Below are 11,849 nucleotides of genomic sequence, written 5' to 3' on the forward strand. Positions count from 1 at the left end.
AGCCTCATTAGCTCAGCTGGTAGAGCAACTGATTTGTAATCAGTAGGTCACTGGTTCGACTCCGGTATGAGGCTCAAGTCTTGGAGTCAGGCAATTTGGAAACAAATTCGGCGCTGGGTTAAAGACGAAATATGGTATTGCCTCATTAGCTCAGCTGGTAGAGCAACTGATTTGTAATCAGTAGGTCACTGGTTCGACTCCGGTATGAGGCTCATAGTAATGAAACCCTTTTGAAAGCTGAATTGTCAACCTCGTTGATGATACTGCTTTTGAGTGGGTTTTTTTTCATTATTAGGGCATTTTTGTAACATCTGTCAGGAATGCTCTGAAGTATTTGGATAATGGATTTTCGTTAATGAGATGTAAAGTTTGTGATATAACTTACTGATTATTTGGTGATTACGAAATTATTTAAGTATTTGCGGACTCGTTAATTTTAAAATATAAGAAGATGTCAAGAATCTGCGATATTACAGGTAAAAGAACGAGAGTTGGTAATAATGTTTCTCACGCAAACAATAAGACCAAACGTAAGTTCTACCCTAACTTGCACAAAAAACGTTTCTACATTCCTGAAGAGGATCGTTGGGTAACGTTAAAAGTTTCTTCAAGTGCTTTAAGAACAATCAACAAGAACGGTATTTCTGCTGTCTTGAAGAAAGCACGTAAAGAAGGTAAAACTATCTAAGTTTAATCTTGGTTTAAATTCGGTATTCATTACCAAAAAGAATAAGTCATGGCTAAGAAAGGCAACAGAGTACAAGTGATCCTTGAGTGCACTGAGCACAAAGCATCTGGTCAATCAGGTACTTCAAGATACATCACTACAAAAAACCGTAAGAACACTCCAGATCGTTTAGAAAGACGTAAGTTCAATCCGGTATTAAAGAAATACACAATTCACCGTGAAATTAAGTAATTATGGCTAAGAAAGTAGTAGCAACACTTAAGAAAGAAGGTGGCGTTAAATACGCTAAAGTGGTGAAAGCAGTGAGATCTCCAAAAACGGGTGCATACACGTTCAAAGAAGAGATTATCATGGAAGATCAAGTAAAAGATTACTTAGCAAAGTAATTCTCTTGAATCAAGCTTTACATTTCTTTCGAAAAAACCCTGCAACAAGATTGTAGGGTTTTTTGTTTTAAATACTAAGACAGAAGTAAAGAGGTAGTTTTAGGTTGATATTTTTTATTCTAATCGAGGCAGATTTGCAGAGCATAGCCTTAGTTACGCGATAAAAATCTAACGAAGAGTAGGATAAAAAAGATAAGATAAAGCTGTCCGTTTACTTTTGTCCTAGTATTTACTATTGTGATATGTATTTTTTACGTTTATGTGACGTTTTCATGTATTAGTAAATCAAATACTATCAGAGGGATAGAACAACAGGACTTTATTGGGATTCTAACTTTTTGAGCGTTATTTTCGCAGTAGAGAAAAGGTCTTTTGACCTGAGTTCTGACCTTGTTTTTTTATTATTAGATTTAACCTAGCAGCGATAATGGGCTTCTTTAAAAAATTTTTTGGTAAATCAGAGATTACGGAGGAAGAGAAAGACAACCTGAATAAAGGTTTGGAAAAATCTCGTGGTACTTTGTTTGACAAGCTTAGCAAAGCTGTAGCTGGAAAATCTAAGGTAGATGACGAGGTACTGGATAATCTCGAAGAAATTTTAGTGACTTCAGATGTAGGGGTTGAAACTACTTTGAAGATCATAGACCGTATAGAAGAGAGAGTGGCAAAAGACAAATATGTCAATGCTACAGAATTAAATCAGATTTTATACGAAGAAATCGCAGGACTTTTAGATGAAAATAAAAGTGCTGATGTAGATGGGTACTCTATTCCAGAAGGAATTGAAGGTCCATATGTGATGTTGGTAGTAGGAGTAAATGGTGTTGGTAAAACAACCACAATTGGTAAACTTTCTGCAAAGTTCAAAGCTAAAGGTTATAAAGTGGTTTTAGGTGCAGCTGATACATTTAGAGCAGCAGCGGTAGATCAGTTGAAACTTTGGGGTGAACGTACAGGAGTCGACGTAGTAGCAAAAGGTATGAACGTAGATCCTTCTTCAGTAGCTTTTGAAGCAGTGAAGAAAGGTGTAGAATCTAATGCTGATGTTATTATTGTTGATACAGCAGGTCGTTTGCATAATAAAGTGAACTTGATGAACGAGCTTTCTAAGATCAAAAGATCAATGCAAAAAGTTGCTCCTGGAGTACCGCATGACGTGATTTTAGTATTGGATGGTTCAACAGGTCAAAATGCAGTGAATCAAGCAAGAGAATTTACAAAGGCAACTGAAGTAACAGGATTAGCCATCACTAAATTAGACGGAACAGCTAAAGGTGGTGTAGTGATTGGTATTTCAGATGAATTTAAAATTCCAGTAAAATATATAGGTGTAGGTGAGGGTGTTGATCACCTGCAGGCGTTCCGAAAAATGGAGTTTGTAGAATCCCTCTTTGGAGGAAGAGATGCTACTAAATCTCAATAACTTTAACGTTGAATTAAAAGCCATGTATTGAGAAAAATGCATGGCTTTTTTGATTTTCAAAAGAATTATTTTAACTCTACTTATTTCGAAGTGGAAAAACTAACAAATAGACTATGAGACCGAACAAAATAACTATTATTGGAGGTGGAAATTTAGGTAAGGCGATCGCTGACGGGTTGATTATCAGTAAGTACATCGAACCTCAGAACTTAACAGTGACTAGAAGAAACATAAAACTTCTAAAATCGTTAACAGATCAAGGAGTTAATGTTTCCTCTGACAATAATGAAGCTGTAAAAGGTGCGGACCTTGTGATTTTGGCGATCAAGCCATTCCAAATCAAATCGATTATGGAACAGATCAAACCTTCTTTGACTGCTGATCAAGTAGTTTCATCAGTAGTGACAGGAGTATCTTTAAACGATATGGCTTCTGTTTTAGGTGATGAGCAACCTGTTTTCCGTTCTATGCCAAACACAGCGATTGCAATTCGTGAATCTATGACTTGTATTTCAACAGTGAATGGTACAGAGGAACAAAAAGAAATGTTGATTGACTTATTCTCACAATTAGGAGAAGCAATCATCATTGATGAGAGCCTTATGGCAGCAGCAACTGTATTAGGAGCAAGTGGTATTGCATATGCCATGCGTTTTATCAGAGCGGCTTCTCAAGGTGGTATTGAAATTGGGTTTGGAGCTCAGGTTTCACAACTTATTGCAGCACAAACCGTAAAAGGAGCAGCATCTTTATTGATGGAAACAGGAAATCACCCTGAACATGAAATCGATAAAGTAACAACACCAAAAGGGTGTACAATTGCAGGACTAAACGAAATGGAGCACCAAGGATTTAGTTCATCATTAATTAGCGGAGTAAAGACATCCTTTAAGGCGATTGACGTGATCAAGGATGATTTTGATAAGAAATAAGTACTAAGACGATTGAGTTTTAGTACAAAAAGACCAGGGCAAAAGGTCGTTTACTTTTGTTCTGGTAATCAACTAAAGTGTGTAAATTTTAATTATTAACTAGAAAGAAAGTGAAAAAGATTGCCGTGTTTACATCAGGGGGCGATGCTCCTGGAATGAATGCTTGTGTTAGAGCCGTTGTGAGAGCAGCGTTATATAATGGATTAGAGGTAGTAGGTATTCGTAGAGGTTATAAAGGTATGGCAGATGCTGACTTTATCCCTATGGAGTCTCATTCAGTATCAGATATTATCGGTTTAGGTGGCACAATTTTAAAGTCAGCTAGATTTGATGAATTCAGAGATATTGAATGGAGAAAGAAAGCTTACGAAAATTGTGTTAAAGAAGGTATTGATGGCCTAGTAGCTATTGGTGGTAATGGTACTTTTACAGGTGCTAAATTATTAATGGAAAACTTTGGTATTCCTACAATTGGTTGTCCTGGTACTATTGATAATGACCTTTACGGTACAGATTATACTATTGGTTTCGATACAGCAGTAAATACAGCTTTAGATGCCATTGATAAAATCAGAGACACAGCTGCATCTCATGACCGTGTATTTTTCGTAGAAGTGATGGGCCGTGATGCAGGATTTATCGCTATGCAATCTGGTATTGGCGGTGGTGCTGAAGATATCTTAGTACCGGAGATTCCAGATACAATTGATGAGGTGATTGATAACCTTAAGAAAGGTGGTGATAATGAGAAGCCTTCTCATATTATTGTTGTAGCTGAAGGTGAAGAAATCGGAAACGCGAACTTCATCGCTCAAAAAGCAAAAGAAGCATTACCAAACCTTGATATAAGAGTATCTAACTTAGGTCATATTCAAAGAGGTGGTTCTCCAAGTGCAATCGACAGAATTTTAGCAAGCCGTATGGGTATTGCTGCTGTTGAAGGATTGATTGCTGGAAAATCTAACGTAATGGCGGGTATCATTGATGACAAAGTAGCTTATACTTCGTTTGATGATGCTATCAATAAGAAAAAACCTTTGGATGTTGAGCTTAACAAGATGGTAGAAATCTTAAATAGCTAATATTCAGCAATATTCTGAAATATAAATAGGGAATAAATGTATAAAACAGTAGTTTTGCATTTATTCCTTTTTATTTTTCAATAAAATTGACCTCCTCCGATGTGATTCGCAATTGAAAAAACATTGTAAAAAATATATTAGTAAGTCTTTATCCATAAAAGATTTACATCCTTCTCAACTTTCAAACAGCTCATATTCTTGAGCTATTATTTCGTAAACTAATGAAACAAAATCTTCAGTTAAGTATAAAAGGAACTGATTTTAAAACGGAAATTTTATCAGGCCTAACGGTAGCGATTGCCTTAGTACCAGAAGCAATTGCCTTTTCATTTATCGCAGGTGTATCTCCATTGGTAGGTTTGTATGCCGCTGTAATCATGGGATTTGTAACTGCTGTATTAGGCGGACGTCCAGGTATGATTTCAGGAGCAACAGGTGCGATTGCAGTAGTAGTAATGCCATTGATTGCTGATAAAGGTGTGGATTATTTATTCCCGGCAATTATTCTTGGTGGTGTAATTCAAATTGCGGTAGGTGCATTGAAATTGGGTAAGTTTATCCGTTTGGTACCACATCCAGTAATGCTCGGTTTCGTAAACGGTTTGGCTATCGTTATCTTCAAAGCACAATTTAGTCAGTTCAAAATTGATGGAGAATATCTTTCAGGAACTCCATTATATATCATGTTAGGTTTAGTAGTATTGGCAATGTTAGTGATCCAGTACTTACCAAAAGTAACGAAAGTAGTTCCATCTCCATTGATGGCCATTTTGTTAGTATCAGGTATTGCGATTGGTTTTGGTATCGAAACACCAACAGTAGGTGATATGGCTTCTATCAAAGGTGGACTTCCTTCTTTATTAATTCCAGAAGTTCCATTTGATATGGAAACTTTGATGATCATTTTACCATTCTCATTAAAAGTAGCAGGGGTTGGTTTGATCGAGAGTTTATTGACATTGACATTAATTGATGAGATCACAGAAACACGTGGTAGCGGAAACAGAGAATCAGTAGCACAAGGTTTAGCTAATATCATTTCAGGTTTCACTGGCGGTATGGGAGGTTGTGCCATGATCGGTCAATCAATGATTAACATTCAATCAGGTGCACGTCAACGTTGGTCTGGTATTATTGCTGCAGTAGCATTAATGGCTTTCGTACTGTTCTTATCATCGATTATCGAGCAAATTCCAATCGCAGCTTTAGTAGGTGTGATGTTTATGGTATCAATTGGTACTTTCGAATGGTCAAGTTTACGTATTTTAAATAAAGTACCTAAAGTAGATGTTGTAGTATTAATTACAGTATCGGTAGTTACAGTAATTGAAGATTTAGCAGTTGCGGTATTAGTAGGTATTGTAATGTCAGCTTTATCATTTGCTTGGGAAAATGCAGTTCGTATTCGTGCTAGAAAGAAAACAGATGAGTTTGGACGTAAGCACTATGAAATCTATGGTCCTTTATTCTTCGGTTCAGCAACTAATTTCTTCGAGAAATTTGATTTCAAAAATGATCCTCAAGAAGTAATTGTAGATTTTTCTGAATCAAGAGTAGCTGATTTATCAGGTATTGAAGCAATCAATAAAATCAATGAAAAATATGAACAGTATGGAAAGAATGTAACGTTCATCCATTTATCTCAAGATTGTATTGATTTATTAGATAAGGCAAAATCACATATAGAAATCGATCATGATCACGATCCACATTACGGTGTAGTGTATGATGCGTAGGTTATTGTTCATCCAATAAAAAATAGAGAGTCGACTCCTTAAGTTGACTCTCTATTTTTTTATCTATAGAAAAGTGTTTTAATCCTCCAAAGCTTTAAAAGGCTCCTTTGCGTCTTCCCAAAACTCATTCAATTTTAATATTCTTGGTTTCAGGAATTCATAGATGGTAGGTTGATCATCCTGTCTGAATAGATTGACACCATCTAGTTCAATATAGATTCTAGAAATCGTTTTGTTGTTTCTATCTTTTGCTTTAAACTCCCAAGTCCATTCTTCTTCTAATACAGAATGAAGAAAATCTTTTAGGTCTATAAACTGTTGGAAGTAGACTTCCTGTAAATCAAGATCTCTATGGGTAACATAAATACCAATACTACATTTCTGTTTATTGGCATCCATCTTAAAGAAAACATTCTTAATACCCGTTTTGTAGTTTACCCAATTGACTTTTTGACCTTCACTGTTTGTAAAAGGTTTCATCATTTGTCCAAACCGAGTCCAAAACTCAGTTCTCATCTTGATATGTTCTTCTCTGCTATACATGCTTCATAAAGTTTACAAGAGTAAATTTAAGCAAAGAATTAAGCTTTTGTAAAGATGAGGTTTGTAAAATATTGTCGATGATCTGTAAACTGATATTTCAATTGAAGAGAAGTACCATCGATAATTTTACGTATAATATCTAAATCATACTTTCTGCTCACTTCTGTATGGATAAGTTCTCCTTTTTTGAATGAATAAGAACCTTCCGTCTCTTTGATAGTAACAGTTTGATCGATTTTACTTCGAATAAAACTTTTAGCTATCCCTTCTTTCTCATTATAAGTGGCCAAATGCTCAAACTGAGTTGTATCGAAATCTCCTCCTAGTTCTCTATTAATTCGTTCTAAGAGATTTAAATTGAATTGAGCCGTTACACCTTTTGAATCACTATAGGCAGGGAGTACAATATCTTCAGATTTAATTAAGTCAAGACCGAGCAAAATACTATCCCCTGAATTCATCACTTGATACAGTTGACTTAGGAAACCTCTAGCTTGATCATCGGTCATATTACCAAGGTTAGAACCTAAGAACAGAATCACTTTTTTTCGATTACTTTTAAAATCTCCAATCATTTTAAAATAATCCCCACAAATACCTTTTGTATTGAGTTGAGGAAGCCATTCTTTCATTTTCGCTGTAATATCAATAATCGCTTGCTCACTGATATCAATTGGACTGTAAGTGACATTTTCAAAATCAAAATGCTTTAAAAGTTCCTTTGTTTTAATTCCATCACCTGCACCTAGTTCAATAATATCCAAAGGTTCATTACCAATCGCTTTTGCAATTTCATGTCCTTGTACTCTCAAAATTTCCATCTCACAATCTGTGAGATAATACTCTTCCAAATTCATGATTTCTCTAAAAAGAGCTTCTCCCTTTTTATCATAGAAATACATTGACGATAAAACTTTTTGCGTAGCTGTTAAACCTTTCTCAACATGTTGAGCAAATAGCGTTTTTTCAGTTATCATAGTGTTGTGTTATTGAAATGGGTGTTATTTTGATTTAGCTAAACGAATACCAGTGTATTGCCAGCAATAATGAGGATGGAAAAAGTTTCTATAAGTATGCCTACTATGGTGGGGTGATGTAGCAACACTCCCTCCTCTAAGCACCATTTGATTGATCATGAATTTTCCATTGTACTCTCCAAGAGCACCATCAGCGGTTTTAAAACCTGGATAAGGAAGATAAGCACTGTTAGTCCATTCCCATCTTTCTCCCCATTGGAATTGCTGAGAAGCTACTTCCCATTCAAATTCGGTAGGAAGTCGCATTCCTTTCCATCGAGCAAAAGCTTCTGCTTCATAAAAGTTGATATGACTGAGAATGCCTTTTCCATCTACTTTTTGCATTCCCCCTAAGGTAAATTGAACCCACTCGTCTCCTTCTTTTTTCCAATACAATGGTTTTTTAATATTATTCTGTTGAATCCAAGCCCAACCTTCATCTAGCCAAAGATCAAAACGTTCGTAGCCTCCATCCTCAATAAAAGCGATGAAATCATCATTACTTACATAATCTTTAGCAATTTCAAAATCGTGTATATAGACCTTATGCCTTCCTAATTCATTGTCATAAGCAAACCCTTCACCTTGATGACCAATTTCGTAAACACCTTCAGAGATTGAAATCCATTCATTAAAATGATTAACTTTTCCTTCCAGCTTACTTCCTCCTTCTTGGTAAGTAGTTTTAAGTGGATGCCTGAAGAACATCAATTTCAAATCTGTAATCATCAGTTCTTGATGTTGTTCTTCATGATTAATGCCGATTTCAAAAATGCCATTCATTTCTGAAGTGGTGTTTCCCCCAAATAGTTGTTCTATATGTTGATCAACATAATGTCTGTATTGATAAACTTCTTCAACGGAAGGACGAGTCAGAACACCTCTACTATCTCTTGCCAATCGATCACCAACATTGTTGTAATAACTATTGAATAGAAAAGAAAATTTAGGATGGTATTCTTTATAATCTTTTAGATAAGGTTTGAGAAGAAAGGTCTCAAAAAACCAAGTGGTATGTCCAAGTTGCCATTTCATGGGGCTAGCATGCAATGCCACTTGAGGGGTGTAATCTTCGATTGATAGGGGAGCACAAAAATCTTCCGTTCTCTTTCTTGTGCTTACATAATGTTCGAGCATAGTAATGTAGTTGATAGAAGAAGCTATTTTATTAATATGTTGCAATTTCTAGTTTAAGGGAGATAACTTTATGTAAAATCAGTTCATAAATTATAAAAAATAGCTCAAAAAGAAAGAATAAAAGACTTAAAAATCACTGTTTTTTAATAAGAAATTCACTTTGAGAATGAAATCATTATAATTCAAATCAATCAAAGTAGATATTCATTATATTTAATTTGTGTTACCGAAATTCTCAATTTAGAATTAGGTCTTTTACCATTTAAAACATGAACTATACTACAATAAACATACAAGTCACTTTCACTTTTCAGACTTTACTTCTCATATTGTTCGCTCCTATTCTCTTAGCTCAGGAAGATGGATTAATACATGATGAATTGGTTCAGAGTAATCAATATGCATTAATCATTGGTTCAAATAAATATGAAGGTAAACCAATGTGGCCTGATTTAGACAATGCAGAGAATGATGCAAAAAGTATTTCCAAGGTACTTTCGTCTAAATATAATTTTAAAACAACAATTTTATTATCACCTAAAAGGGAGCAAGTAGAGAAAAGCATCCTTTCTTATCAAGATAAATTAAAAGAGGAAGATCGTTTTTTAATCTATATAGCAGGGCATGGAGATTTCGATGAGGAAAACTTTGATGATGGCTTCTTAGTATTCAAAGACAGTAAAACAACAAGAAGAGACCCCACTCGAAGTACTTATTTGCAGTATAGGAAATTAAATGGAATGCTCAATGCTTTAAAAGCAAGGCATGTTGCTATTGTATTGGACGTTTGTTTTGGTGGAAGTTTTAATACGCAACTCAGATCGAAACAAAAGTTTAGAGGCAAAATAGAAGAAGAGATTATTACGGCGAATTTCTTAAGGAATAAAATGAATAAGACTACAAGAGTGTATCTTACTTCAGGGGCATTAGAAAGGGTAGCAGATGGAGTGGATGGGCATTCTCCGTTTTGCAAAGCAGTTTTAGAGTTTTTAGAAGAAGATGAACATCAATTGTTCACATTATCGGATTTGCATCAGCAGACCAAAAGATCAGTAAGTGAAAGTTTATATGGTTCTTTTGGGAAAGATGAATTAGGAAGTGAGTTTATTTTTAGCACTGCAGACGATAATGTAATGAGTAATATTAAAACAGATAATTCAATTTCTTTAAGTGAAAGTGTTGCTAGTAGAGGGCAAGGCGACTCTAATAAGTATATATATATAATAATAGGGGTGATCGTAACATTAGGGGGAAGCGTTTTACTTTATTCATATAAGCAAAAGAAGATAATACATGAACCTGAAGTACTTGAATTTGTCATAAATAAAGTAGCTCCACCATCGATTAGAAATGAAAAGGGTGAGGTTTTTATAAATGATGATGTTGTATTAATCGTAACTGAATCAAACAAACCGGAAGTGGATCACTTATTTTCTTTATATGAGATTCATTCTAAAAATTTACAACAGGTGGAATTGACCATGGCTAAATATGGAGATAACCCTCCAACAATGCTTTTTCACCGCAAAGAAACGGCAGAACAGGAAATACAGAAGGTGATTGATAAACTGAAAACAATAGCGGAAAATGACAAACAATAAAACATATTATATAGGAGGTTCTCAGTTCAATGTACTTTATGCTGATATTACTACAGCGTTGACAGATGTAATTGTTAGTTCGGATGACACAAGTATCAGTATGTCTGGCGGTGTTTCAAGAAGTATACTAAAAGCAGGATCACATGCGATTCAAGTAGATGCTCGAAAACATAAAGATTTAAAAGTAGGAGATATTGTAGTTTCAACGGCAGGGCATCTTCATGCTAAATACATTTTCCATACAATTACATTAAATAAGGAAGTAGATCTTGTGATTGACCCTAAGACATTAGAGTTAGCACTGAAGAGAATCTTAGAATTAGGGAAATCTTTACGTATAAAGTCAATTGCACTTCCAGCTATTGCTACAGGAACGGCAGGGTATGATTATAAAAACTCAATTAAAGCAATCACTGAAGTAATCGGGGGTTTCTTGAAGGATAATGATTCAATAGAGGAAGTAAACTTATGTTTATTGAAACGAGATGAAATATCAAGAGAGCAGATGAATACTTTATTTGAGAATGCTGTAGAACTTGTTTCTATCAAAGAACAAAATCAAGCGATCAAAAGTTTATTGAAAGAGGCCAATGAGAGTTTGAAGCAAAATGATAAGGTAGATACAGAGATGGTAGAGAAGTTAGAAGAGGGGTTAGTGAGGATTTCTTCTTTGGAAAAGGAAGAAAATGGTATTGTACCAACAAAAATTCCAGAACTTCTGAATGATTTATCCCTTTTATATAACCTTTTGCATTCTGTAAACTCAAACAAACATGAGATAGAACAGTTGAAAGAAGATAAAAAAGTATTGGAACAATCCATCAATTATCAAAGGACAGCTTTAAGACATTATGAAATAGAGAAGGCAAAGTATGGAGGTGAAATGGTTCCTTTTCGACTAGTGATGAGTATAGAGGATGCTGAAAAGGAAATAAATTCAACTCAAGAAAAAATAAATTCTATTAATATACAACTGAAGTCTTTTATTGATTTGGAAGGATAAATTACTGAATTTTATTGAGTTGTGATGAAAGAGTGCTTCTTCTAATGGAGGTACTCTTTTATTATTTGTGTTTGTTTAATGTAATTTTCCATAGAATATATTGCATTTAAAAAACCTTCTATTACCTTTGCACTCCCTTCAGCAAACGGCTGAGGAAAAAACACGATGTAAAAGAAGACTTTTGAGAGACATAATAATTTGTTTCTAAGTTGATTAAAGCAATGGAAAATTAAGTTTCTAAATAAAACAAAATAAGCATTGCAAATTAAATTTCTCTTCTTACCTTTGCACTCGCCTTTAAC

12 protein-coding genes and 2 tRNA genes are annotated in these 11,849 nt (G+C 34.8%); 11 read left to right on the forward strand and 3 right to left on the reverse strand.

All coding sequences use genetic code 11. From position 1 onward, the window contains the following. Position 1: 1 nt before the first annotated feature. The 9 genes from IC221_RS28820 (at position 2) to IC221_RS28860 (ending at position 6,247) form a co-directional block, all read left to right on the forward strand. Positions 2-74: transfer RNA gene (locus IC221_RS28820), tRNA-Thr, on the forward strand. A 65-nt stretch (positions 75-139) separates the two neighbouring features. Further along, positions 140-212 (forward strand) — tRNA-Thr (locus IC221_RS28825). A gap of 239 nt (positions 213-451) precedes the next feature. After that, positions 452-688, forward strand: a complete 237-nt coding sequence (gene rpmB / locus IC221_RS28830; RefSeq protein WP_044212427.1) for a 50S ribosomal protein L28 — start codon at positions 452-454, stop codon at positions 686-688. A gap of 48 nt (positions 689-736) precedes the next feature. Then, entirely contained in the window at positions 737-919 is a 183-nt protein-coding gene (gene rpmG, locus IC221_RS28835) for a 50S ribosomal protein L33 (RefSeq protein WP_169659830.1), read from the forward strand. A gap of 2 nt (positions 920-921) precedes the next feature. Next, entirely contained in the window at positions 922-1,074 is a 153-nt protein-coding gene (locus tag IC221_RS28840) for a DUF4295 domain-containing protein (RefSeq protein ID WP_082795986.1), read from the forward strand. Between the two features lie 427 nt (positions 1,075-1,501). Continuing rightward, entirely contained in the window at positions 1,502-2,497 is a 996-nt protein-coding gene (ftsY, locus tag IC221_RS28845) for a signal recognition particle-docking protein FtsY (protein ID WP_044212431.1), read from the forward strand. Between the two features lie 113 nt (positions 2,498-2,610). After that, a complete protein-coding gene (proC, locus tag IC221_RS28850; protein WP_188172252.1) occupies positions 2,611-3,429 on the forward strand; it encodes a pyrroline-5-carboxylate reductase in 819 nt (272 codons plus the stop codon). 110 nt (positions 3,430-3,539) lie between these two features. Further along, positions 3,540-4,511 (forward strand): 6-phosphofructokinase, encoded by a 972-nt coding sequence (gene pfkA, locus IC221_RS28855; protein ID WP_044212437.1) that lies wholly within the window; start codon positions 3,540-3,542, stop codon positions 4,509-4,511. A 221-nt stretch (positions 4,512-4,732) separates the two neighbouring features. After that, positions 4,733-6,247, forward strand: a complete 1,515-nt coding sequence (locus IC221_RS28860) for a SulP family inorganic anion transporter (RefSeq protein WP_188172253.1) — start codon at positions 4,733-4,735, stop codon at positions 6,245-6,247. Between the two features lie 78 nt (positions 6,248-6,325). On the opposite strand, the gene IC221_RS28865 is transcribed toward IC221_RS28860, so the two are convergent. Genes IC221_RS28865 through egtB form a run of 3 tightly spaced genes read right to left on the reverse strand, consistent with a single transcriptional unit; the run spans position 6,326 to position 8,943 of the window. Beyond that, positions 6,326-6,790 carry a DUF4268 domain-containing protein gene (locus IC221_RS28865; protein ID WP_188172254.1) on the reverse strand — a complete coding sequence of 155 codons (465 nt, stop codon included), beginning with the start codon at positions 6,788-6,790 and terminating at the stop codon, positions 6,326-6,328. 38 nt (positions 6,791-6,828) lie between these two features. Further along, a complete protein-coding gene (gene egtD / locus IC221_RS28870) occupies positions 6,829-7,767 on the reverse strand; it encodes an L-histidine N(alpha)-methyltransferase (RefSeq protein ID WP_188172255.1) in 939 nt (312 codons plus the stop codon). A gap of 24 nt (positions 7,768-7,791) precedes the next feature. Further along, the gene (gene egtB / locus IC221_RS28875) at positions 7,792-8,943 is read right to left on the reverse strand and encodes an ergothioneine biosynthesis protein EgtB (RefSeq protein WP_188172256.1); all 1,152 of its coding nucleotides are present in this window, start codon (positions 8,941-8,943) and stop codon (positions 7,792-7,794) included. Between the two features lie 269 nt (positions 8,944-9,212). Here egtB and IC221_RS28880 point away from each other — a divergent pair, with 269 nt between their 5' ends. Further along, positions 9,213-10,544, forward strand: coding sequence for a caspase family protein (locus IC221_RS28880; RefSeq protein WP_188172257.1), 1,332 nt, complete (start codon positions 9,213-9,215; stop codon positions 10,542-10,544). Next, on the forward strand, positions 10,531-11,547 hold the full coding sequence (locus tag IC221_RS28885) for a macro domain-containing protein (RefSeq protein WP_188172258.1): 1,017 nt from the start codon (positions 10,531-10,533) through the stop codon (positions 11,545-11,547). The genes IC221_RS28880 and IC221_RS28885 overlap by 14 nt, the downstream gene beginning before the upstream one ends. Positions 11,548-11,849 lie beyond the last annotated feature (302 nt).

Source organism: Flammeovirga sp. EKP202 (assembly GCF_014534745.1).
GTDB lineage: Bacteria > Bacteroidota > Bacteroidia > Cytophagales > Flammeovirgaceae > Flammeovirga.